We start from the raw sequence: 23,577 nt of genomic DNA on the forward strand, positions 1-23,577 counted from the left end.
TCTATTTTATGATAAATAGAAAGCCGCCAATTCAGGCGGCTTTCTTCAAATTAGACTCTAAACTTATTAATCGCTTCGTTCATTTCTTCTGCCAGCTGCGAAAGTGCATTTGAAGATGACGATATCTCTTCCATGCTTGCAAGCTGTTCTTCTGCAGATGCAGAAACTTCTTGTGTAGAAGACGCTGCTGTTTCAGCCATTGATGAAATTACATCGATCGCTCCTGCAACATGCTCTGTACTAGCTGACATTTGCTGAGTGGCTGCAGATACTTCTCCGACTTGATTCGACACTTCTGCAACACTATCATACAGACTCTTGAATGCTTCACCAGAACGGTAAACAAGCTCACGTCCGCCTGTTACTTCCTCTGTTCCGCTTTCCATTGCTTCAACAGCTTTTTCCGTAAGTTCTTGAATCGCAGTGATAAGCTGGCCGATTTGCTGTGCTGATGCAGAAGATTGCTCTGCAAGCTTTCTTACTTCATCGGCAACTACCGCAAATCCTCTGCCTTGCTCTCCAGCTCGTGCAGCTTCGATCGCTGCATTTAATGCCAGCAAGTTCGTCTGACCGGAAATATCTGTGATAACATCTACGATTTTTGTGATTTCTTGCGATTGTTCCCCTAAATCTTTTACTACCTGAGATGTATTCGTGATTGATGCATGGATAGCATCCATTTGCCCAATCGTTTCCTTAATTGTTTCATTGCCGCCTTCAGCAACAAAAAGAGATCTCGATGATGACTCTGACATGTTCTGCATGCTTACAGCTATTTGCTGAATACCAGCAGATAATTGATTCATCGCTTCAACAATATCTTCAACTGTTCTAACTTGTTCCTGTGACCCGCCTGCAACTTGTTGAATGGTACCTGCAATTTGTTCAGTTGCAAGGCTCGTCTGCTCGGCGCTTGCTGTCAATTCTTCTGAAGATGCAGCTACTTGTTCAGATGTTACTCTCACTTGTCTGATAAGGTTGGCAAGGTTCATCCCCATATGATTGATTCCGTCTGCGAGCATTCCGATCTCGTCTCTACTTTTCACTTTGATCGGATCCATTGTCAGATCGCCATCTGCAATTTCATTTAGCATATCTGCCATTCTTATAACTGGACGTGAAATATTTCTTGAAATGAAATAGCCGATTAAAAGAGCAGCGATTACAATAACAATGCCTAATATTGTTACTAATGTAACGACAAATTTTTCTTTTGATTTAACTGTGATCTCACCTTCATCCATAAGGTTAGCTTGTCTTTGAGCCATTTCTGCTGTGACATCACGCATTTCTCTTCCTATTGGAAACAGTGAACTTTTTGCATATTCATTTGCCGCTTCCATGTTGCTCATGGAATTCTGCAGCACTCTTTCAGATTCTGTACGATAATCGTTGTTTAGGTAATAGATTTTTTCAAGTCTTTCCTTATCGGCATCAACCTTAACCAATTTCATAGTTGCATTAACTAGGGCATCTATTCGATCCGTAGATTCCAGCAACTTTGCTTTACTGTCTGATGACTGCTCAAGTAAATACTCACGCACACTATTGTTTTGGATTGTAGCATTCAGCTCAATCTCTTTCGCATTTTCATGAATGACTGCTCTTCTGTCTAAAAGCTCGCTATATGTATTCTGCATGTCTTTTAAGAAATAAAAGAAAATACCGCATGTCGCAGCGAACAACACGGAAACGATTAAAAATGAACCTACTAATTTTTTTCTTAATGTTAGTTTCATGTGTCACCTCTTCTTAAATATTGGCTGTTTTCGTAAATATTGTTGCTATTAGAAGATGTTCATTTCCGCTCCAGGATGCTCGCTTTCCGCGGGGCGTGCGGTGAGCCTCCTCACGCTTTGCGCCTTTAGGAGTCTCACCTGTCCCGCTTATCCCGCTGGAGTCTCGCACCTTCCGCTCCAATCAACAAGTCAAAGAAGCGTATTCAACAAAAAATGTTCAAATACAACGATATTTTAGAATTGAGCCTAAAAATTTCTATTATTAAAAATCACCGGGCAGTTTAAAACGACAATTAGACGTTCGTTATGTTTAGCCACGCCTTGTATCAGCGAATCTTCTTTTTGTGCAAAGCTTCCTGGAGTCTGAATCGATGCTGTGTCAATATCAATGACATCTGTTGCTGCTTCAGTCAGCAAGCCTAAAAAGTTATCATCCTTTTGCAGAACAACAATTCTTGAAGAATCCGTCCTTAATGACTTTTGATTTCCAATCAGCTGTCCGAAATCAATAATCGGAATAACATTGCCTCTTAGATGAATAACCCCTGAAACTTCTTGAGGCATCTCTGGCATTGGTGTAATCTCCATAACACGTTCAATGGAAGCAACATACTGAATCGGCAGACCAAATTCTTCATCTCCGTTTGAAACAATAACAATTTTCAAAGTTTGAGTGCTAAGTGACATCTCACTTGCTCCTTTTCTAGGTATTTCGGCTTAACGAATAGTCTCAAGTCCCATACTTCTTATCGGTTAAAGATTGATTTTATTTTAGTTTTTAAATATGGAAATGGAAAAACCGCCCAGGCATTAACCTAGGCGGTTTAGATTTCATTTTATCGAGTTAATTCAATATTTTTCGTGCTGTTAGCAGGCACGGTGATTTGTACTTCTACAAACTGCTTCGTGCCATAAAGCTGAGTCTCTATTATTTCACCTGCTGATGGAGTATAAGTCCCTTGCTTCATATAAAATGGAATGTTTACTGTTACAGGTTTATTTAAGCGATTAGTCAAAGTCGCTGTTTGTGTAACCTGTGATCCATCATTCGGCAGCTTAAAGGCATTCTCAAATGAAACTACTCCCGCTGATGTGTTTCCATCTTGATAAACAGGCATCGATTTATCTGGACCTTCAAACACGTAAGAATTAAACTTATTTGCTGCTGCATCTTTTTCAAATAAGCGATAACCTACCCAAGGCTTTGCGGATAATTCGATCGATGCAGTTGTTGAATATAAAATACCGTCTTGCTCTGTAATGTTATCGATATGTGTGTGGCCATGAAGTGAAATATCAACATCGTTCTGTTTCATCACATCAATCAATTCGTGCGACCCTTCACCATGCCATTGCTGGTCATATTCTATTCCAAGCTTTTCACCTTTTAAAAGTGTGCTTAAGTCTTGCGGGTCATGTTTAGCATCATACTCTTTCCAGTACTCCTCGACATTTGGATCAGTCGATGGCCAGATGTCCCTGTCACGCCAGATTGGATTATGATGTGAGAACAGCCCTGAAGTCTGACCTTCTTGAGCAGTTGCCTTGTTCTCTGCTAAGTCTTTTTTAATCCATTCCATCTGCTGATCCCGGATTTGGCCGCCCCATGTTGGCACTGAAACGGTTCCGTGCCCTTGACGGTCAAACTTATGCCAGTCATATGAATTATATCCAATCAAATGTGCATATGGACCGTAATCAAATGAGAAATACTGTGGTCCAAAGTATTGTTCCCAATATTTTGCCCCATCTGCTAATGTTGCATCTTGCGCATAATAATCATGGTTTCCTGGAACGATGTACACTGGGACATTAAATTGTTTCAGCATACGGTACGTCTCTTCATATTCATAAATATATTCTTGAGGATTCATCTGACCGTACATTAAATCCCCCGTCATCACAACAAAATCAGGTTTTAACAGGTTTACTTGCTTAATTGTTTTTTGCAGATAAAGCCATCTTTTTGATTTATCTGGATCCCACATTCCTGCTTCTGTTGCATTAGCAGGATCTACAATATTTCTTGGAGATCCAACATGTATATCAGTTAAATGCATGAATTTAAAGTCTTTTTTATACTCTTTAACAACTTTTACTGAATTCGGTTCGTCATCTGTAATTCGTGTACCATCCCCTGTATAAGAAACTTCCAGGTCAAAAAGTTCCTCAGGTACATCTTCTGGAATCGTTACTGTGACTTCATAAATAGAAGAGCTGTCTTTCCAATGGGAAGATCCTTTTTGAACACTCTTAACAGGAAGGTTATATTTTCCTTCCACCTGTGCAGCTTCGGTAGGGTTAAGAGAAATGTCCCAGCCTGCTGGCTCTTTTCCTTTACAATCTACTTTAACGGTAAGTTCTGATCCATTTTTCTTAATAGCTGGTGTAGCCATAAGAGGATAAATAATATTTTCGACTTTTGGATCAAGTGAAATATTTGGTACCTCATCTAAATAGTTCGTTGTATTCCCTATTCCGCCGTCTTTTTTATCAACGCTTGTTAAAGCGTTAGCATGTCCTGCAGGAATTGATAAAGCAGAAGCTATTGCAAAAGCGGTTAGCTTTGTTTTCCATCCCATGTGCTGCACTCCTTTCAATATATGAAACAACTTTCATATTAAAAGTAACAGCACAAAGTAAACTTAATATGACAGCAATTTAAACATTTTATTAACGAAACATTAATTTATATTTCCTTCAAACGCTCACGAGCTTCCTTTTCATCAAAAGAACTGTAGATTCTATGGTTGTTATTATCGAGAATCCGGTAATGCTGACTGATGACATTTTGCTGCAATCTGCAGCCATTTTGAGATTGTACTTCCTTCCACCATACATGACCGCCCCAAGTCTTTTCTTTTGGCGGTGCCACATACTCATGTACAACAACTTCCATCACATCCAGCGGATCACCGCCAAGTGAGTTATACAGAATTTCAGAGTTTCGGAAAAGAGCACATAAAGCTACAATGACTGTCCAGCTAGCTTTAATTCTTTCTTTTTCAATTTGAACCAATGTTTTCTTTGATATCCCTAATATATCCGCCATTTTATCTTGAGTGTATCCGAGTTCTGTCCGAACAAGTTTAATTTTGCCTGTTAACAGGTCAACAATTTCATCCTGTGTCATTTAAATATCTCCTTTTATTCTTTTAGGAACATTTTACACAAAAAAACTCCTTTCAACAAAATTGGAAAGGAGTCTAACTATACGTATACGGTTCCCAATGGGCTAGATCGTAAAGCCCTGCATTAATGCGTCCGCTCTCATTCTTGAGTACGGAAAGAAGTTCTTCTGGCAGCTGTTCATGATGATTATCCACGTCGATGCGGTCGTCTGGCGATGAAACGAGAACTGTAAACAATTTTTTGTTTTCCATGTTCATCCCATGAACATGAACGTAATTTAGATCTTTAATCCTGTATACAAAAAAGATACGATATTTACCCACAGATTCCACACTCCCTTAATAACAGTGTGGTCGGCTTTCCTATGGAATAAACCTCTAATTTATATGAACCGGAGCTGTAGGCAACTCAATCTCAACACGAGTTCCCTGACCTTCAACAGAAGAAAAATGAATAGCACCGCCGTGTTCGTCAATGATTTTAAAACACACCATTAAGCCTAATCCTGTTCCCTTTTCTTTTGTTGTATAAAAAGGTTCTCCTAATGTCTTTAATCTGTCTGCAGGAATACCGCAGCCTTGGTCATTCAGTTCAATAGTGACTCTCTCGTCTTTTGTACCAATCTTTATGTGAATTTCCCCATCTGAATCCATACTTTCAATTGCATTCTTCAGCAGATTTATGAACAGCTGCTTCAGCTGGTTTTCGACACCATAAACTGTAGGAATATCATCAGCTATATTCACCCAGATTTGAATATTCCTCATGATTGCCTGGGTTTCTAAAAGTCTTACGACACTAAAGATCAGATCTCTTATGTTTGTATGTTCGAAACTTACCGCCTGTGGTTTTGCAACGAGCATCAATTCTCCGACAATATCATTGATCCGGTTAAGCTCAGATTCCATAATACGTAAATACTCTAGTCGGATTACATCGTCAGCATCTGACAAAAGCTTCGTAAACCCCTTTAATGAAGTAAGCGGGTTTCGAATCTCATGTGCAACACCGGCAGCCAATTCGCCTAGTACAGATAATTTCTCTGATTTAAGCATCAGCTCTTCTGTCTGCTTAGCTTTCGTGACATCTCTCGCGAATGTAACCAGACTCTCTACATGACCTTCTTTCGTCATGACCGGAACTCCTCTTGCTTCTAATAGGATCCAATCACCGTTTTTGTGGCGCAGCCGAAATTCAGTCTGAAAAGGAATTTTTTTAACGAGCGCCTTCATAAACTGATCGGACAGCCCTTCCATATCATCAGGATGCACGAGATCAAGAATAGCTCCCTTAATTTCTCCCTCCTCATAGCCTAAAACCGTAAAGTGTGAAGGAGATACATACTGAATCAGTCCTGAAGGGTCAATAACAGTGATTAAATCAGTCGAATGTTCTGCGATCAAACGATATTTCGCCTCACTTTCCCGTAGAGCCCGCTCTACTTTTTTCTGTGAAGTAATATCACGGTAAACGATAACAAACCCCATTATTTTCCCTTCCATATCACAAATATTAGAAAAGGAAGCAGACACGTCAAATACTGTTCCATCTTTATGAATTCGCTGCGTTTCATGTAGAGGAACAGACTGACCCTGCTTTAATAGGTTGATAATCTCTATCGATTCATCTTGCAAATGAGCCGGTGTAATGACTGGAATGGTATCATTTTCTTCAGAAAAGTCCTCTTCTTCCCAGCCAAACATTTGTTCAAATGCATCATTTACTTTTATTACTTCTTGTCTTGTATTTAATATAAGAATCGCATCTGTAGTACCTTTAAGAACGGATTCCAAAAGGTCTAAAGCAACGCTTAGTTCTTCTTCCTTCTGTTTATGCGGAGTGATATCCCTTCCGGTAACGACCAGCATTTGCGGGTTTCCGTCTTTTGTAAAAGTCGGCTGTTTAATCAGTTCGAGCATAACCACTCGGCCGTTCTTCATTTTTATCTTTTCAGCTGTTTTAGTAGGTTTCTTCGTTTCCCAAGCTTTCTGGTCTGACAGGTTGCACCTTTCAACAACTTCACTTGAGAGTCTGGTCTCCATTTCCTCCAGACTTTTTCCTTTGTAGTCATTATCGTATATTCCGTAGATATTTAACGCGAACCGGTTTGCTTCTGCCCAAGTTCCATCAGGATATTTAATACATACAAATTCAGGCAGGACATCGATCATTTCTTTAAAAGTAGTAACTGCAAGAAGGTCGTCCTGGCTTGTTACATTCATTTTTTATCCACCCTTTTACTAAAACTTCGTACTGTTTATTATTAAATAAAAGGTGCTGGTTTCCTTTAAATTTTTTGATAATTCGCACGTCAAATTATTCTGTTTTTCGTCTAAATATGACAAAGAATACTTAACAGCGACAAGCTTTTTTGAAATTTCTTTGCTGAACTTGTACGATATTCTTCAACTTATTACAACGTCCTCTACTAAATGTCGAAAAGTTTTAATAGCCTGCAATTCAAAAAGACGCTTTCAAAATTGAAAGCGTCCTTTGTAATTACTTACAATTAAACTGCTTTTACAGCTTCTTTCAGCGATTTCCCTGGCTTAAATGCAGGAACATTGCTTGCCTGGATCATGATTTCTTCACCAGTAAGCGGGTTGCGTCCTTTTCTCGCATTGCGGTTGCGTGTTTCAAATGTTCCGAAACCGATCAGCTGAACGCTCTCACCATTCTTTAAAGCATCTGTAATTGCGTTTAATACTGCATCAACAGCAAGTGCTGATTCCTTTTTGTTCATACTTGTTGCATTGCGTACTGCATCTACTAAATCCATTTTTTTCATTATTGATATCTCCCTTCAACCATTAAAAATTATTGCTTGTGTAGCACCATTATTAACGGATAATGAAGTTTTCATACAGGAAGATACAAAATTCCGAAAAATATTTATATAGTTTAGTAATTCGTTGTTTAAAAACCTTGAATCGTCATCCCGCCATCAACAAACAGCGTATGTCCATTTACATAACTCGCTGCATCACTTGCTAAGAAAACAGCCGGTCCCACAAGATCAGGCAGCTCTCCAACCCTTTTTTGGGGTGTTACAGCTAAAATATCATTCAAGTAATCTTTGTCCGCGAGAAGCTTTTCAGTCAGAGGCGTTTTGAAGTACCAAGGGCCGATGCTGTTTACATTTATGCCGTACTGCCCCCACTCAAGCGCAAGGTTTTTCGTCATCTGAATGATAGCTGCTTTCGTAGATGCATAAACTACGCCTGTCCGCAGTGCCACATGACCTGCAACGGAAGAAATCGTGATGATTTTTCCTCCACCATTTCCCTTCATTCTTTCCCCGGCTTTTTGTGAAAACCAGAAAGCTGAACGAAGATTTGTATTCATGATCGTATCCCATTCGTCATCTGAAACCTCAAGTGCCTTAGACCGAATATTCATCCCGGCATTGTTGACGAGAATGTCGATTCTTACGTTTTGGGTATCCAGCTTCTCAAAGATCGTTTCGATATGGCTTTTGTTTGTCACATCCGCTTCAAATGTATATGCTTTTCTGCCCGCTTGCTGGATGTGTTCAGCGGTTTCTTCTAGATCTGATTGCGTTCTTGATACGATCACAACGTCAGCCCCTGCTTCTGCATAACCGATTGCGATTGCTCGTCCAATTCCTCTGCCCGCCCCTGTAACGAGCGCCGTTTTTCCTTCTAGCGAGAATGATGGTAGATACATGTGTGCTTCCTCCTGCTCATTTGAGAGTTCTGTTAAGATATTAATTCGCTTTTTTTTGGGTATTTGATGATAGTTTATCAAAAATGAAGTTTTAAAACTTTTTATTTGTTTAAAAGAGGTTAGTTTTGAAATTCAATTCTTAATCCCAGGGAATCCCAGCGAGTTTTGTGTCCAATCTTAGTAGACAGGTAAATTATTTCACCAGAAATGAACTTAATTTGACGAAGCCGGTTCATAATTTGACACATATGGTTAATAATTTGACAATGTTGAATGATAATTTGACATACCTGTGCCAGGCACACAAAAAAAGACATGCAAGCAGCATGTCTTCATATCCATCAAGTCTCTACCCACTCTTTGCGCAGAGTAAATAAGTCTTTCAGTTCATCTGTTGATAATTCCGTAATCCAGTTTTCGCTCTGGATCACTTTCTCTGACAGCTCTTTTTTACTTTCGAGCATCATGTCGATCTTTTCTTCGAGTGTGCCAAGTGTGATCATCTTATGCACCGTAACAAACTTCTTTTGCCCGATTCGATGAGCACGGTCAGTTGCCTGGTTTTCAACTGCAGGATTCCACCATCTGTCATAGTGGATGACATGATTTGCTTCTGTCAGATTCAAACCTGTTCCGCCTGCTTTTAACGATAAGATGAATATAGCGTTATCCCCATTTTGGAAACTGTCTATCATCTCATCACGTTTTTGCTTCGATAAGCTTCCATGTAAGAACAAAACAGGTTTTCCAAACTTCTTCTCTACGTACTTCTTAATCAGCTCACCCATAAATATAAACTGGGTAAAGATTAGGCATTTTTCATCTTTTTCTAAAATGGCTTCAAGGAGCTCAATCGTCTTGGAAAATTTAGCTGATTGATCCTCTAGCTTTGTTAATTTGTCATTCTTCGTATAAAGGGCAGGATGATCACAAATCTGTTTTAGTTTTCCTAGCATAGCGAGCAGCAAGCCGCGACGCTGCATGCCCGTTACTTTTTCAAGCTGTTCGAATGTATCCTGAACAAGTCTTTCATATAAAGAAGCCTGCTCTTTTGTTAGAGGACAATATTCTTTGATTTCTTGTTTTTCAGGCAGATTCAGCTGAACAGCAGGATCTGCCTTCGTACGCCGGAGTAAGAATGGCTGAACAAGTCTCTTTAATTGCTGCAGCCTCACATTATCGTTTTCTTTTTCGACCGGCAGGACAAACTTCTTCTGAAAAGAGGGCTCACTTCCTAAATAACCAGGATTAAGAAAATCAAATATCGCCCAAAGTTCAAGCAAACGATTTTCAACAGGTGTTCCTGTTAATGCAATCTTGTGACGCCCGTTCAGCTTGCGTATACTTCTGGACTGCTTTGTGTAGCTGTTCTTGATATTTTGAGCTTCATCGAGGACAATTGTTTCCCAAAACGTTCCACCCATTTCGGTGAAATCAAGCTGACACGTTGTATATGAAGTAATGACAACGTCGTAATTCTTATACCATGCCTCGAAGTCTTCTCCCTTTTTCCGGTTAGAGCCGTAGTGCAAACCAACTGTCAAGGAAGGAGAAAAATGCTCAAGTTCTTTTTGCCAGTTCCCAATAACAGATGTAGGACACACCAATAAAAAGGTGCCTTCCAGATCCCCTTTTTCTTTTACCTTTAAAAAATAATCGATTGTCTGGACTGTTTTACCGAGTCCCATATCATCTGCAAGGCATCCGCCAAGCCCAAACTTTCGAAGAAAATACATCCAGGAGCTTCCTGTCTTTTGATAATCTCTAAGTGTTCCTTGCAGATTTTCAGCTTTTGGCTCAACAGGTATCGTTTTGATTTCAGAAAGCTGATCCATCCACAGATTGAGCGGCTCACCCCATTCCATATCAAGCATTGGCCCTTCAAACTCAATACCATCAAGTTCATCATCAGCAGGGTTTGTTTCCATATTTAAAAGATGCTGCTCTAATACATCTTTTAACTGAATGCCAGTACGGTCCACGTTTTTGATGAGGTGCCGGACTTGTTTCATCCATTCAGGATCTACTCTGTACCATTGACCATTCCTGCGGACAAGCCTTCTGCTGCCATCGACCAGCTTGCGGAATTCCTCCTCCGATAGCTCTTCATCTCCAGTAGAAAGCCGCCAGTCAAACTGCATAATTGCATTTAACCCTAAAAAGGACGGCGCTCCGCCACCAGTTTGCGGTTTAGTCTTAATTTTTGCTTTAACTTTCGGCTGCAGTTCCTGAACCGTCTGCCACCATTCGGGAAGAATACTTGATATACCTATCTGGCGGAGTAGATCACTTTTTAAAGTAAGGAAATCCCATGCTTCTTTTTCCGTAATTTCTTCTTTAATTTCTTTACGGCTGTCAACCTTAAGCCAGGATATAAGCTTAGAAACAAGCTCCATATCACTTTCCAGCAGAGTTAGATAAGGTTTCCATTCATCAGGCAAGAGAGTGCTTTTTCCTTTGTAGGGAACACGAATACCATCTTCTTTTTCCTGAAGAAAGACATTCAGGTTCCATATATCCTTATCTTTCTCATCAGCAGGCTCGGATAATTCAAAAATCAGTTTAAAAGGTTTAGGATCTTCCCTCCAGCCGATTTTGATCAGCCATTCTTCTTCATCCAAGTGCCCTAAGGCAGAGATTATCTGTCTTGAATTACCTCTAACCAGTTCTTTGTTAAAAGATGACGGCATTGCTGAATAGCCAGCATCAGGCAAAGTTGAAAGAGCCTCATTTATCCAAGGAGACTCGATGCGTTTACCCTCAGCTTTCCATGACCATTCACCTGATTTCCAAGCTTCAAAGTCAGGAGACACGAGATCGGATTTAATTAATTTATCAAAATGATTTGCTTCTTTCACCACTTGCCAAGCATCTTTTTCCCACGTATTTTCAGAAAGAAAAAAATCCGGATAGCGATTGAACAGCACAAAAGCTTCTCCCGCGTTTATATATATATTTTGATCGTCATCTATATCGAGCAGCGTCCCATAAAAAGATGGCTGATGCCACGTAAATAAAAGAGGTTTCCAATCGTTCACATGCACTCTTTTCTTATCTTTAGTGGCCCATAAAACCATATTTCCATGAAGCCATTTTGCGTGAAGTAAAAGATTGCTTGTATCGATCATGAAATAAACTTTCCTTTCCTTAACTCTTCCTGAAACGCTCTTAACCGTCCATAGATCGTTGCAATTTGTTCAATATATAGAGAAAATCGTTCTTCTTCACCAATATCAAAGTAAATTGTCCGGAGCGTTTTTAAATGCTTTATGGCCGATTGATATGATTTTCTTGTCCGTTCATTAATCAGCCTGTCAATCGTTTGATGATAGATCGGCAAAACCGTTTCCTTTTCAAAAGAAAGAACTTCTTTTAAATCCTTTCGCTGAATGAGCTCTGGTGAGTAGCCCATGATTACTTGAAGCTCCACCCATCTCTCATGTTCACCGATTACCATTAAATATTCGCCGTACTCATAGAAAGTGATCGGCAGGAACTCAATAAGCATTTCTTCATACTGTTCTTCGTCACCTGTATGCTGTGCGTATTTCCAGAAATAATTTAGGTATTCGTGGAAAAATTCACGAGCATCTGAATGATAATAATAAGAACTGACACCATCCAGGAAATTTGGTTTCAAATAAAGAAGCCATGACAAAAGACGCTCCCATTCCTGCTTATCAACCAAAAGTTTCATCCAGACAAGGTAATGCACCATTTCCACTTTCTTATCATTCTGACCCAAACGTTCAAAAGCAAGATCATCCTGCTGGCGTGCAAAAGCAAAATGCACGAGAGCAAGCTCAAGCATTTGAGATGCTTTGCCAGATTCTTTTTCTTCCAGCAATTGTTTTTCATATTTTTCGATCCATGTTCTCTCATAATAAAGTAGAGACCAGCTGATCTGAAAAAGATAAAATAATAAATAACCCCATTTAGGAGGGATCTCATAAAGACTTTGAAAGTTTCGGAGACTCTCTTCGACGAGTTTTTTATTTTCATTTAGAAGTTTTTCACTATTCATTTCTTTTAATGCCACATAGATTTGATCGGATAATTTTTCAACTGTAGCATCAAAGTTCGCCTGCATATAAGTAGCTATCCCATATTGTGCTTCAAACGAAAATAAGCGGATAAGCGTTTCAATTTGTACATGATATCTATATAGCAATGCGATATCTTCATCAAAAAATTGTCCAGCATTTAAGAGTGCGGGATAATAATCGCGGTAGATATGAACAAATGTGTAGCTCGTATCTTTTCCGTCAGCAAGATCCCGAAAGGAGACGGTTTGCATTTTCCGTTTTTCGAATGTCTCGAATCGTTCTGAAAAATACTCACGCCACAACTGAACCGAATGTGTATTTTGAACTTTCTTCTCAGGGGAATCATATTGTGTACGATTTCTTTCATCGTCTTCCTCTGGTTGCTTCATTCCGTCTCCCCTCCTTCAAGTTGTTATTACCAATTATAGCAAATTAGTCGTTTGCTCATTCATTGCATATCATTTCTATTTTAAAGGAAATTCCTTAAGTTGACCAAAAAAACAACTTTGTTCCTCTTAAACTTATTAATGTCTCGTCCGATATCATTAGTAATAGAATAATTTTTCACCTACGAAAAACTATACTGTTGTATCATTTTGTATTTTTTTGTAAAAACGTTCTGCTATACTTATTGAATCAATCGACGAAAGGGCAAACTTTTCGAAAGAGAAGGACGCAAAGCTACAGGGGCTAAGTCTTTTAAATGATATGCCAGCCAGTTGCCGAATGAACTCCTTCGTCGGTAATAATTGCAAGGGAGATATACATATGAAGGAGCATACGATTCAAGACCGAATTAGCCTATTAAGAGAAGAGCTGTATCGCACTTCACTCCAGCTGAACCATGAACTGGCACATCCAAAAATAGTTAAAGTCAGTCAGCAGCTCGATCAGCTTCTCAATCAATTCACTCTATCAAGACAAGAAAACATATAAAAAATGGCCTATTTTGGCCATTTTTTAAATTTCTTCTTCATAATATTTATTTTTCTTCTGTTCAATATGATCAATAATCCGCTCGATTTCTTCCTCTGCAAGCTGGCTGGATATCATATCTTTTCTTAGCAATCTTTTAATCGCCTCATGTTCTGCATACAGAGCCTCAATTGAAGCAATATGTTCTTGTTTCTTCCTCCACTCGGGGTGCTCCTCATACATCACATCCAGTGTTTCTTTCGCTTCCTTTTGTTTATGATCATACAATGCTTTCATTCTTTCAAAAACGATTGTGGAAATAACAGCCTCGCTCTTTAACTGATGAAGTCTTTCTATTGCGTAATCATATCTATGAACAGCGGTCATTGCCTCTTCATATTCTGTTCTTTCTTTATTTGGGCCCTTTATGTTCAGTTTGTTGATTAATGAGGAGATTGTCATCCCTTGTACTAACAAAGAAAAGAAAACGACAGAGAATGCTAAAATAATAATATTTTCCCGACCCGGAAAATCTCCTGGTAAACTTAGCGCAAGAGCGATTGACAAAGATCCTTTTAGTCCGCCCCAAATAAGCACATGCTTCCATTTTGCTGGTATACCTTTTATAGGCAGCATTGAGGTGTATACTGCCACCGTTCTTGCAGAAAGCACTAAAAGAATACTTGCTGCAATTAATCCCCATTTATCATTGATATCGATATAGGCGATTTCCAATCCTACAAGCAGAAACACTAGTGAATTCGCAAACAGCGCTAAAACATCCCAAAAAGAATGTATATTTATTTTAGTAGTTGGACTCATCCCTATTTTGGCACCATAATTTCCGAAGACGAGACCTGCAACTACAACAGCAATTACCCCCGATACATGTATGGACTCTGCGATTAGGAAGCTGCCATAAAATAATAGTATAGAAAACAAAATCTCCAGCGGGTAATCGTCGTACCAGCTCGTAAACTTTGAAAAAATATATCCTAATCCTCCACCTACAATAGCACCGCCGATCGCAACTTTAAAAAGCATCAGAACAGCAGCCAGTATTCCCCCTGCACCCATTTCAATATAAGAAGGCAGGTAGATTGAGGCAATAATAAAAAAAACAACTGCTAATCCATCATTAAACAAACTTTCTCCTTCAATTACAGTTGAAAGTTTTCGGTTCACTCCAAGAGTTTTAAAAATGCTTAAAACGGATACGGGATCTGTCGCACTCATTAAAGCAGCAAATACAAAAGCCGTTTGAAGACTCAAATCTAATATGTAATAAGATCCAGCACCTATAATCAAAAAGGTAAGAAAGGTTCCTCCAACTGCCAATGCACCTATAGCTTTTGCATTTTCCCTCAAGTGGCTGAATGGAAGTTTCAAACTTGCTTCTCCTAGTAAAGTAGGCAACAAAAGCGAAATGATAATAAATTGAAATGTGTAACCCTCTTCAACAATTTCTTTTAAAGGGTCCATAGCCGGAAGAGGTACAAGACCGATGATCGCTCCTACTACCACCAGTGCAATTGGATAAGGTTTTTTTATTTTCTTTGCCAAGGCAGTTACACCAACCGCTACAGCCAATAAAATGAACGCAATATTCAACGAGTGATGCATATTGTTCTCCTCTCAAACTATTTCTCTACCTATATATTTCCCTCCCCCTTCAAAAAATAGTCAACAGGATACTCAGATAAATCGACATATTATCATCGATTGTTGTTGAATCTTGTAACATTATCACTTCTTTCCACGAAACCCTTTTTCTTTTCTTAAAAATAATGCATATTTATTGAGACAAAATCTTTCATGAAAGTTGTGAATAATCCATGCTGCTACAATTAATTGAAGAAAAACGCGAAGTCTTGCTTTGTCTTGGAAAAACGTATGGGCTTACAGCGAAGGAAACAGTTATATGCAGTCAAGAACTAGATCAGTTATTAAACCGTCTTGATGAATGGAATGATGAAAGGAACGATAATTAACAATCCTTGTCTATTTCCTGGGAAATTTGTCGAGAACCGCAAAAACCTCTATCATTTTTTAGCTTACTCCACCTCTCATCCATATACTTACTAATTTACCTATTATTATATAAAAATAATATTGTAATCTCTTTGTTATCTTCTCCTAATGCTTCTGTCATATTCGATTAGTATAATTGGCAACCGAGGCGTATTTAACCAATTATACATATTAGGAGGAGTTATTATGATAAAAAAATGGGTAATTACAGGAGCTATGGCATTCGGATTGCTCGTTTCTGCTCCCGTTAGCGGATTTGCAGCAATGGGTGATCACACTCTTCGACCAGGTACATGGGACAATGATGTTTATGAACTTCAAGGCAAATTAAAAGCCATGGGATATTTTGATTTTGCTGTAACAACAGGATATTATGGTCCAGTCACTAAAGATGCAGTTATTAAATACCAAAAAGCTAAAGGGTTATCAGTAGATGGTATTGCAGGGCAGCAAACTTTTAATAGTATCCAAAACAATATTCAAAGAAAAGGTATGACTGTCGCAGCAACAGCTTACACAGCAAATTGCGAAGGCTGCAGCGGAACTACTTCAAGCGGGACAAACCTTAAAGAGATTCCTTACGCAAAAGTAATTGCAGTTGATCCAGATGTAATTCCAATGGGTTCAGTTGTATATGTACCAGGCTATGGTTATGCTGTAGCAGCTGATACAGGCGGAGGCATCAACGGGAACGAAATTGATGTATATATGCAGAACTACTCAGACGCTGTCAACTGGGGCAGAAAGAACGTAAATATTACAATCATCAACTAATGAAGATGGGGTTCTCTTCCCCATCTTTTTTCATTTGTACAAAATCTTACATAATTAACTAGAAAAAGAATATGACAATACTCTTCTTCTCGACTATAATAGATTTCATGAATTTAAAATAAGTGAAGGTGAATGTATGTTTCTTTGGGTTGCAATCGTAATGGGTATTATAGAAGGTATTACAGAATTTCTTCCGGTTTCGTCAACTGGTCACTTAATTGTTGCGGGACATATGCTAGATTTTACGGGAGACAAAGCAAAGACTTTTGAAATTGTTATTCAGCTTGGTTCCATTCTGGCTGTAGTTGTTCTGTACTGGAATCGCCTTTGGAGTTTACTGGGTGTCGGCAAAATGGCTAAAAAGGAAAACAGCTTAAACCTCGGACATATTTTTATTGCAATAATGCCAGCTGTAATCATTGGACTTCTTGTTCATGATTTTATTAAGGCGCATCTGTTCTCTCCTAAAACAGTCATTGTCGGACTTGTTATCGGCGGATTTTTAATGCTGATTGCTGAGAAGGTGCAGAATAAAAAAGGGGTTAATGCGGCAGACCTTGATGACATGACTTATAAACAAGCTTTGAAAATTGGATTGTTTCAATGTCTGTCTTTATGGCCAGGTTTTTCACGTTCTGGAGCAACTATTTCAGGCGGTTTGATTTCAGGACTCAATCATCGTACAGCTGCAGATTTTTCATTTATTCAGGCAGTTCCGATTATGATTGCAGCATCCGGACTCGATCTTTATAAAAGCCGTGACATATTAAGTGCAGCTGATCTTCCATTCTTCTTAACTGGATTTGTTACAGCATTTCTAGTAGCAGCAGTAGCTATTTTATTCTTTGTTAAACTCATCGCAAAAGTAAAATTAACTCCTTTTGCATATTATAGATTTATTATAGCTGCTGTGTTAGCTCTTTTCTTCTATCTTTAAAATTTAAAGCTTACCGCTCACTTTGTGCGGTAAGCTTTTTATTTTTGCTCTTTTCTAAAAGATTGCTGCTTTTGAACATTTTCTTGAGTATGCTTCATTGACTAGTTGATTGGAGTGCAAGGTGCGTGCCTACCACCTGGGAAGCTTCTCGCTAGGCATGCGACGAGGAAGCTCACATCGGTAGCATTTACTTTTAGACGCAGGAGCAAGGATACTTACTTGAAGCGGTCAGGTGAGACTCCTAAAGGCGCAAAGCGCGAGGAGGCTCACCGCACGCCCCGAGGAAAGCGAGCATCCTGGAACGGAAATCAACCACTTCCACTAGCGTAATTGATTGCGAAGACAGACTTTATTTAAAATTACAATAATTTCAAAAATATTACAATTATTATTTTCTAAATATTGTAATAATGGTATGGTTAACTTATCTAACCATTGAGAGGAAGAATTTTATGAATATTGTAAATCAAGTAAACCTTGTTAAAAACGCGATTGCTGGAGTATTAACAGGGAAAGATGAACTTGTTGAACTTACTATGATCGCTTTAGTTAATAAGGGACACCTTTTATTAGAGGATGTACCAGGCACCGGCAAAACTGTACTTGCCAAAAGTCTTGCACGTTTAATAGATGGAGATTTCAAACGTATACAATTCACTCCCGATATTCTTCCTGCAGATATTACAGGTATTCAGTTCTTTCATCCAAAACATCAAGAATTCGAAATGCGTCCTGGTCCTGTCATGACGAACATCTTATTAGCCGATGAGATTAACCGTGCTACCCCGCGTGCTCAATCCAGTTTATTAGAAGTAATGGAAGAACGCCAATTAACCATTGACGGAGAAACTTTGAAGCTGCCTTCCCCTTTTTTAGTAATAGCAACACAAAATCCGATTGAGTCACATGGTACTTTCCCGCTGCCTGAAGCACAACTTGATCGATTCTTTATGAAACTTCCATCAGGTTATCCAGACTTTACTCAGGAAAAAGATATGCTGCATATGTATCGTGCTCAAAACCCACAAGAGCTGCTCGAACCTGTCTTTACTCTAGAGGACATTATAAAAATGCAAGAAGAAGTCCAACAGATCTTTGTAAGTGATGAAATTGAAAATTATTTGTTATCGATCGTCCATGCTACACGCCAGCATGAGTTTATCGAAAACGGTGTTTCTCCTCGTGGAACACTTGCTTTCATGAAAGCTGCTCAAGGCGCAGCTTATGTAAATGGAAGAACTTTCGTTACACCGGATGACGTTCAACGTGTTGCTCCTTATGTTCTATCTCATCGTTTAGTTCTTTCAATGGAAGGAACAATGAGAAAAACAAAAGAACAAATACTAAAAGATATCCTTGAATCCATTGATGTCCCTGTTGAATCTGAGGCAGGAAGATAATCATGCAATGGAGTAATCAGATCTGGATCAAGCCGATCTTTAAAGCGCTTGTTTTATTTAGTCCATTAATTCTCGTAATCGGATTTTATCGAAATATATCCTTTCTTTTTGTTTTAGGTCTGGTCATTTTATTTTTGTATGGTGCTACGTTATTACAATTCAAATCAGCTGCTCAAGATTTAAAACTGGATTCAACTAAACAGATTTACCGTCTGTTTCCTGGAGATTCAGATGAATTTTATATAAAACTGCTTCATACGGGAAGATGGCCATCATTCAGAGGTGAGCTCTTTTTAACTCATCGAGATGTCATTTCTGAATCGAACATAGATGAAATTGAGAGTTCAAAAGGAAGGATTGAACTGAAAAGGCCTTTTGCTATTTATAGAAAAACGGCGTATACACAAACAATACCTTTTACAGCAAGAAAGAGAGGTACTACAAGAATTTCTAACCTTTTACTGCAAATCCATGATCCGCTTCAGACAAGTGGTCAAGCTTTAGCACTTCAGGAACTTTTTCCTGCTGAGATTATTGTTTATCCTAGACCACTTCCTGTTCATAAGATTGAACATCTTTTCCATCAAGGAAGCGGTGAAGCAGCACGTCCATTTGCATTGTTTGAGAATGTCTCACTACCTGCCGGAAACCGTGATTATGCGTATGGTGATTCCTTTCACAAACTGCATTGGAAAGCGACTGCTAGAACAGGAACTCTTCAAACAAAGGTTTTTGAAAAAACGGTAGTCTATCATTGGACATTCGTATATACCATCTTGCCTGATCATAAAGATATGAAATCTTCTGAGCAAATGGAAACCGAAATAAGTTTTCTTGCCTATATGTGCCAATTTGCTGCCGAGAAGAACATTCCATTTGAAGTTTACATTAACTTTAAAGTACCTGGTCCATTAGAAATGTATCATGTAACAACCGGAAGCGGTCCGCAGCACTTAAGTAAGGTACTAGAAGGACTTGCTCGTATTGACCGCTCAAATGTTACTGTCAAACCGAACATTATGTGGACAAAAATGGATCGTAACTTTGCTGGATCTGTTCCTTTTATTATCCTTTTGGGTCATATTCCAAACGATACAAATACACAATTCATTACGAATAAATGGATTAAGTCCGGCGGTAAGGTCTTTTTGGTTAATCAAACCGGGACGGAAGCATACTTGATGCCTTACTCTTCTAAGGAGGTCGTTCCATGTTAAATAGCCAGAAATTGATTTTGTATGGAATGAACTTAACCTTTGATGCCATGCTTCTCTTTTTATTTTATGTTCTCCTTGTACAAGGAGCTTCATGGCTGGATCTAGTCTTTTACGCAGCAGTATTGCTGCCTATTATTGCTGTAAGTGGCGTTTTATATATTTACAAACCCAATCTATTAAAACTTACATTGGTATGTACTATTCTCATATCTACTTTGTCTTTTTGGTTTATGACGTCCTCTATACTTTTTTCTGCAATACTTGCTGTAATCATTACTTGGAGAAGTTCAGAAAATTGGCAGGACCCTTTTAAAACTGATTTGGAAATCATCTTAACAATTAGTGCGGTGTTTGCACTCGTCCTTTCTTTCTTTTTCAAAGATGGATTCACTGTCATGTATGGTGCAGTATGGATACAATTCATGCTCATGCTTGCAATAAAAATGACTGTTCACTATTTTAAGAATTCAGATGGTGATAAAGTATGGAGAGACTTTTCTGTTCCGCTTTTCCTTGTTGCATTGAGCGGTGTCGTTTTTGCTTTTTTAGGACCTCTTAAACAATTTATCTACTGGATTTTAGATGGAGTTCTATTCTTGATGTATTACATTGTGGCAGTTCCACTATGGGAGTTATTCAGTTTGCTGGCTATACCAATTGCTTATTTAATGAAACTCTTTAAAAAAGATAATGACGATGGTAATTCAGAAGTCGGGATAGCCGACGAGATTCTCGAACAACAGCCGCAGGAATTCGTAAATGATTACTCACTTCTCTGGTGGACTGCTGCTGCCTTACTTGTGCTAATAGTAGTCATTTTTATCTGGAGAAAAAAATTATTATTTAATCTAAGAGCAGACGCAGCTTTAACGGGAAATGTTTCAGCATTAACCAGCTCAGATTTAAACGGAACTGCTTTTGGTAGGAGAAGATGGCTTCAGCCAAAAGACAGAACGAGAAAAAAGTTTCTGCACTTTGAAAAAACGATGGATAAACGAGGATATGGACGTTTACCTGGAGAATCAGCTCATTTATGGTTTGAACGCCTAAAACTTTCTGGTGATGAAGCCGAATCCGTTTTACAAGCCTATGAAAAGGTGCGTTATGGCGAGGAAGAAATAACAAATGATGATTTCAGCCTTTACGCAAAAGCTATAAAAAAATTCGAAAAATCAGAGCATCTTCAGAAAAAGAAGTCTAAATAAGGCTTCTTTTTTGTGGTGACTGTTTTCGTAAACTCTGTTGCTCATGGAAGTTGTTGATTTCCGTTCCAGGATGCTCGCTTTTCGCGAGAGATGAACATTCCATTCAATGAAGATTGTGCTCCTGCGTCTGCAAGCCAAATGCTACCGGAGTGCGCTTCCTCGTCGCATGCCTTGCGAGAAGCTTCTCAAGTGACAGGCACGCACCTTACTCCAAACAACTGGCTAAGAAGCGACTTTACAAAAATCATCTGTATTTCTTTTCATTCTAAACCTCCTATATTAGACTAGGGATATAGAAACAGTCGGAATTAAGTTTTAAGGAGGATTACAATGATTCCAAAAATATATGTTATCCACGAAAATAGCGAATGGACCGCACCTTTATTCCAGCGCTTTGAAGAATTAGGTCTTCCCTATGAAGACTGGCACATGTCAAAAGGCTATATTGATTTAACACAGGCTCCTCCCGAAGGCGTTTTTTATAATCGGATGAGTGCTTCTTCTCATACTCGCGGCCACCGTTACGCGCCAGAATATACTTCTGCTGTTTTAGCATGGCTTGAAAGCTACGGCAGAAAAGTGTTCAATAACAGCCGGGCACTTCAGCTTGAGATCAGCAAAGTAAATCAATACAGCGCATTAAAGGCGTTTGATATTCCTGTACCCCGTACTATTGCGGCTTATGGAAAAGAAGAACTTTTAAAAGCCTCCATACACTTTGATGGTCCGTTCATCACAAAGCACAACCGGGCTGGAAAAGGGCTTGGGGTACAATTGTTTCAAACAAAATCCGCTCTCGAATCTTATGTAAATGGAGATACTTTTGATGAATCCATAGATGGGATTACTTTGCTGCAGGATTATATTGAGGCACCTGAACCTTTTATCGTACGCTGCGAATTTATAGGCGGGAAGTTTCTTTATGCAGTAAAAGTGGATACTTCCGAAGGTTTTGAACTTTGTCCAGCAGATGCCTGCCAGATCGGGGATCAATTTTGTCCAATTACCGATCAGCCCCAAGAACCTGAACCAAAGTTTAAAATTCTAGAAAACTTCACCCTTCCTTATCAATCAAACTTTGAGGCATTCTTAAAAGCCAATGGCATAACATTTGCCGGAATTGAAATCATTACCGATAAATCCGGAAACGTGTATGCGTATGATGTAAATACGAACACGAATTACAACCGTGAAGCCGAAGAGAAAGCTGGCATATTTGGCATGAAAGCCATCGCAGAGTTTTTAGGAAAAGAATTGAATCAATAAATACAAAACGAAGGTGAAGAACTCTTGAAAAGCTCTTCACCTTTTTTACGTAGACTGTTCTGAAAAATTGTTGCTATAGAGATGTTTTTAAGACTTCTTCATTGATTAGTTAATTGAAGCTGAAGGACGAGACTCCAGCAGGATGAGTGGGAAAGGTGAGACCATTCATTGACGCAAAGCGGCGAATGGGCTCACCGCACACCCTGCAAAAAGGGAGTCCTGAAGCGGAAATTTACCTCTTTCAAAAACAACAAAGTATGCGAAAACAGCCTTTATGTATGATCAACAACCTCTGGCGTTTGATTCAAGCTTTCCCATAAATAATAGGTTATGTAAGTTCTCCAAGGTTTCCAATCTTCAGCTAACCGCCTGACCTCTTCTTCAGAAGGCTGATTTTCTAAATTCCAGACATTACGAACAGCATTCCTTAAACCGATATCTGCAGCAGGCAGAATATCAGGGCGGCCCATCCCAAAGATCAATAGACACTCGATCGTCCACTTCCCTATCCCTCTGATTGGAAGAAGTATTTGAATAATCTCCTCATCAGACTTATTCCACAAAGCTTCTAAATCCAGTTTGCCATCAGTTATCATTCTTGCAAGGTCTATGATGTATTCTGCTTTCCGCTGACTGAACTGAAGTTCGCGCAGATCGTCATAAGATAATTTTGCAGTACTTTCTGGCGAAGGAAAGATTTGAAAGACATTCCCTTCTACCTCTATCTCTTTCCCGGCAAATTTGATCAGCCGATCTGTTAATGTACCCGCAAACGTTAAGTTAACCTGCTGACCGATTATGATTTTAATAATAGCTTCGAAAAGATCGGTTTCAGTTAAAAGCTTCAGACCTTTAAATCGTTTGAGCACTGAACCTAATTCTTTATGATCAGAGAAATGGTCATAAAGCGGTGATAGATCCAATTCTGTAGAGAAGAGCTGTTGAATTTTCATCTTTGCTTTTGTTTCTGAAATTTTTCCGTCTAAAGGTATGACCTGACACGAAAGAAGCGGTTTCTCAACAGAACCTTCTGTGTTGATTTTTATGTAGCAAGATACATTTTCAATATGTACAATCTTTTCATACTGAGTAAAATCATCAGAGAGTTTTAAAACATGTGTTTTTCCGGTGACTGTTAAACGCTTCATCATTTTTTGAAAATCAAATGGCGGCTTAGGTGAAATCGTAAAATTCATACTTCGCTCCATCTCCTCTAAGACTTTCTAGA

20 protein-coding genes and 1 riboswitch are annotated in these 23,577 nt (G+C 38.9%); of the genes, 8 read left to right on the forward strand and 12 right to left on the reverse strand.

Annotated elements, in window-relative coordinates; translation table 11 throughout:
- Window positions 1-50: 50 nt before the first annotated feature.
- From ACFW35_RS15455 to ACFW35_RS15500, 10 genes are all read right to left on the reverse strand, one after another.
- Complete coding sequence (locus tag ACFW35_RS15455; protein WP_379846990.1) at window positions 51-1,739, reverse strand: methyl-accepting chemotaxis protein; 1,689 nt, start codon at window positions 1,737-1,739, stop codon at window positions 51-53.
- Window positions 1,740-1,985: 246 nt separating this feature from the next.
- Complete coding sequence (locus tag ACFW35_RS15460) at window positions 1,986-2,426, reverse strand: chemotaxis protein CheW (RefSeq protein WP_379846992.1); 441 nt, start codon at window positions 2,424-2,426, stop codon at window positions 1,986-1,988.
- A 149-nt stretch (window positions 2,427-2,575) separates the two neighbouring features.
- Entirely contained in the window at window positions 2,576-4,321 is a 1,746-nt protein-coding gene (locus ACFW35_RS15465) for a metallophosphoesterase family protein (RefSeq protein ID WP_379846994.1), read from the reverse strand.
- A gap of 107 nt (window positions 4,322-4,428) precedes the next feature.
- Window positions 4,429-4,872, reverse strand: coding sequence for a helix-turn-helix transcriptional regulator (locus ACFW35_RS15470; RefSeq protein ID WP_379832775.1), 444 nt, complete (start codon window positions 4,870-4,872; stop codon window positions 4,429-4,431).
- 73 nt (window positions 4,873-4,945) lie between these two features.
- A complete protein-coding gene (locus ACFW35_RS15475) occupies window positions 4,946-5,194 on the reverse strand; it encodes a hypothetical protein (protein WP_379832774.1) in 249 nt (82 codons plus the stop codon).
- Between the two features lie 54 nt (window positions 5,195-5,248).
- The gene (locus ACFW35_RS15480) at window positions 5,249-7,093 is read right to left on the reverse strand and encodes a PAS domain S-box protein (RefSeq protein ID WP_379846996.1); all 1,845 of its coding nucleotides are present in this window, start codon (window positions 7,091-7,093) and stop codon (window positions 5,249-5,251) included.
- Between the two features lie 287 nt (window positions 7,094-7,380).
- Window positions 7,381-7,659: an HU family DNA-binding protein gene (locus ACFW35_RS15485; protein ID WP_066286854.1), complete on the reverse strand. Its 279-nt coding sequence runs from the start codon at window positions 7,657-7,659 to the stop codon at window positions 7,381-7,383.
- A 128-nt stretch (window positions 7,660-7,787) separates the two neighbouring features.
- Window positions 7,788-8,558: an SDR family NAD(P)-dependent oxidoreductase gene (locus ACFW35_RS15490; RefSeq protein ID WP_379846997.1), complete on the reverse strand. Its 771-nt coding sequence runs from the start codon at window positions 8,556-8,558 to the stop codon at window positions 7,788-7,790.
- 341 nt (window positions 8,559-8,899) lie between these two features.
- Window positions 8,900-11,686: a DEAD/DEAH box helicase gene (locus ACFW35_RS15495; protein ID WP_379846999.1), complete on the reverse strand. Its 2,787-nt coding sequence runs from the start codon at window positions 11,684-11,686 to the stop codon at window positions 8,900-8,902.
- Window positions 11,683-12,993 (reverse strand): hypothetical protein, encoded by a 1,311-nt coding sequence (locus ACFW35_RS15500; RefSeq protein WP_379847001.1) that lies wholly within the window; start codon window positions 12,991-12,993, stop codon window positions 11,683-11,685. Before ACFW35_RS15500 ends, ACFW35_RS15495 begins: the two co-directional genes overlap by 4 nt.
- Before the next feature lie 251 nt (window positions 12,994-13,244).
- A riboswitch (cyclic di-GMP riboswitch) is annotated at window positions 13,245-13,331 on the forward strand.
- Window positions 13,332-13,372: 41 nt separating this feature from the next.
- On the opposite strand from ACFW35_RS15500, the gene ACFW35_RS15505 reads away from it, so the two are divergent.
- Entirely contained in the window at window positions 13,373-13,540 is a 168-nt protein-coding gene (locus ACFW35_RS15505; protein WP_083207653.1) for an aspartyl-phosphate phosphatase Spo0E family protein, read from the forward strand.
- A 24-nt stretch (window positions 13,541-13,564) separates the two neighbouring features.
- Here the strand turns inward: ACFW35_RS15505 and ACFW35_RS15510 are convergent, their stop codons facing one another.
- Window positions 13,565-15,142 carry a cation:proton antiporter gene (locus ACFW35_RS15510; RefSeq protein ID WP_379847003.1) on the reverse strand — a complete coding sequence of 526 codons (1,578 nt, stop codon included), beginning with the start codon at window positions 15,140-15,142 and terminating at the stop codon, window positions 13,565-13,567.
- A 212-nt stretch (window positions 15,143-15,354) separates the two neighbouring features.
- Here ACFW35_RS15510 and ACFW35_RS15515 point away from each other — a divergent pair, with 212 nt between their 5' ends.
- The 7 genes from ACFW35_RS15515 to ACFW35_RS15545 all read left to right on the forward strand — a co-directional run bounded on the left by ACFW35_RS15515 (window position 15,355) and on the right by ACFW35_RS15545 (window position 22,349).
- Window positions 15,355-15,510: an aspartyl-phosphate phosphatase Spo0E family protein gene (locus tag ACFW35_RS15515; protein ID WP_083207652.1), complete on the forward strand. Its 156-nt coding sequence runs from the start codon at window positions 15,355-15,357 to the stop codon at window positions 15,508-15,510.
- Window positions 15,511-15,736: 226 nt separating this feature from the next.
- Complete coding sequence (locus ACFW35_RS15520) at window positions 15,737-16,324, forward strand: 3D domain-containing protein (protein ID WP_379832768.1); 588 nt, start codon at window positions 15,737-15,739, stop codon at window positions 16,322-16,324.
- Between the two features lie 136 nt (window positions 16,325-16,460).
- The gene (gene bacA / locus ACFW35_RS15525) at window positions 16,461-17,261 is read left to right on the forward strand and encodes an undecaprenyl-diphosphate phosphatase (protein WP_379847005.1); all 801 of its coding nucleotides are present in this window, start codon (window positions 16,461-16,463) and stop codon (window positions 17,259-17,261) included.
- 452 nt (window positions 17,262-17,713) lie between these two features.
- Window positions 17,714-18,661, forward strand: a complete 948-nt coding sequence (locus tag ACFW35_RS15530; RefSeq protein WP_379847007.1) for an AAA family ATPase — start codon at window positions 17,714-17,716, stop codon at window positions 18,659-18,661.
- Window positions 18,662-18,663: 2 nt separating this feature from the next.
- A complete protein-coding gene (locus ACFW35_RS15535) occupies window positions 18,664-19,878 on the forward strand; it encodes a DUF58 domain-containing protein (protein ID WP_379847009.1) in 1,215 nt (404 codons plus the stop codon).
- Complete coding sequence (locus ACFW35_RS15540) at window positions 19,872-21,083, forward strand: DUF4129 domain-containing protein (protein WP_379847011.1); 1,212 nt, start codon at window positions 19,872-19,874, stop codon at window positions 21,081-21,083. Before ACFW35_RS15535 ends, ACFW35_RS15540 begins: the two co-directional genes overlap by 7 nt.
- A 333-nt stretch (window positions 21,084-21,416) precedes the next feature.
- Window positions 21,417-22,349 (forward strand): ATP-grasp domain-containing protein, encoded by a 933-nt coding sequence (locus ACFW35_RS15545; RefSeq protein WP_379847533.1) that lies wholly within the window; start codon window positions 21,417-21,419, stop codon window positions 22,347-22,349.
- A gap of 272 nt (window positions 22,350-22,621) precedes the next feature.
- Here ACFW35_RS15545 and ACFW35_RS15550 read toward each other — a convergent pair whose 3' ends face one another.
- Window positions 22,622-23,545, reverse strand: a complete 924-nt coding sequence (locus ACFW35_RS15550) for a DNA-3-methyladenine glycosylase family protein (protein WP_379847013.1) — start codon at window positions 23,543-23,545, stop codon at window positions 22,622-22,624.
- Window positions 23,546-23,577 lie beyond the last annotated feature (32 nt).

The sequence above is a fragment of the Fictibacillus sp. NPDC058756 genome (assembly GCF_042746035.1).
Taxonomy (GTDB): domain Bacteria; phylum Bacillota; class Bacilli; order Bacillales; family Fictibacillaceae; genus Fictibacillus.

Bases quoted from the DNA above. Each gene is read 5' to 3' on its own strand.
- ACFW35_RS15530 (WP_379847007.1), top strand. From the start codon at position 17,714: ATGAATATTGTAAATCAAGTAAACCTTGTTAAAAACGCGATTGCTGGA.
- ACFW35_RS15485 (WP_066286854.1), bottom strand. From the start codon at position 7,659: ATGAAAAAAATGGATTTAGTAGATGCAGTACGCAATGCAACAAGTATG.
- ACFW35_RS15455 (WP_379846990.1), bottom strand. From the start codon at position 1,739: ATGAAACTAACATTAAGAAAAAAATTAGTAGGTTCATTTTTAATCGTT.
- ACFW35_RS15510 (WP_379847003.1), bottom strand. From the start codon at position 15,142: ATGCATCACTCGTTGAATATTGCGTTCATTTTATTGGCTGTAGCGGTT.
- ACFW35_RS15505 (WP_083207653.1), top strand. From the start codon at position 13,373: ATGAAGGAGCATACGATTCAAGACCGAATTAGCCTATTAAGAGAAGAG.
- ACFW35_RS15540 (WP_379847011.1), top strand. From the start codon at position 19,872: ATGTTAAATAGCCAGAAATTGATTTTGTATGGAATGAACTTAACCTTT.
- ACFW35_RS15535 (WP_379847009.1), top strand. From the start codon at position 18,664: ATGCAATGGAGTAATCAGATCTGGATCAAGCCGATCTTTAAAGCGCTT.
- ACFW35_RS15480 (WP_379846996.1), bottom strand. From the start codon at position 7,093: ATGAATGTAACAAGCCAGGACGACCTTCTTGCAGTTACTACTTTTAAA.
- ACFW35_RS15465 (WP_379846994.1), bottom strand. From the start codon at position 4,321: ATGGGATGGAAAACAAAGCTAACCGCTTTTGCAATAGCTTCTGCTTTA.
- ACFW35_RS15515 (WP_083207652.1), top strand. From the start codon at position 15,355: ATGCTGCTACAATTAATTGAAGAAAAACGCGAAGTCTTGCTTTGTCTT.
- ACFW35_RS15550 (WP_379847013.1), bottom strand. From the start codon at position 23,545: ATGAATTTTACGATTTCACCTAAGCCGCCATTTGATTTTCAAAAAATG.
- ACFW35_RS15520 (WP_379832768.1), top strand. From the start codon at position 15,737: ATGATAAAAAAATGGGTAATTACAGGAGCTATGGCATTCGGATTGCTC.
- ACFW35_RS15490 (WP_379846997.1), bottom strand. From the start codon at position 8,558: ATGTATCTACCATCATTCTCGCTAGAAGGAAAAACGGCGCTCGTTACA.
- bacA (WP_379847005.1), top strand. From the start codon at position 16,461: ATGTTTCTTTGGGTTGCAATCGTAATGGGTATTATAGAAGGTATTACA.
- ACFW35_RS15460 (WP_379846992.1), bottom strand. From the start codon at position 2,426: ATGTCACTTAGCACTCAAACTTTGAAAATTGTTATTGTTTCAAACGGA.
- ACFW35_RS15470 (WP_379832775.1), bottom strand. From the start codon at position 4,872: ATGACACAGGATGAAATTGTTGACCTGTTAACAGGCAAAATTAAACTT.
- ACFW35_RS15500 (WP_379847001.1), bottom strand. From the start codon at position 12,993: ATGAAGCAACCAGAGGAAGACGATGAAAGAAATCGTACACAATATGAT.
- ACFW35_RS15495 (WP_379846999.1), bottom strand. From the start codon at position 11,686: ATGATCGATACAAGCAATCTTTTACTTCACGCAAAATGGCTTCATGGA.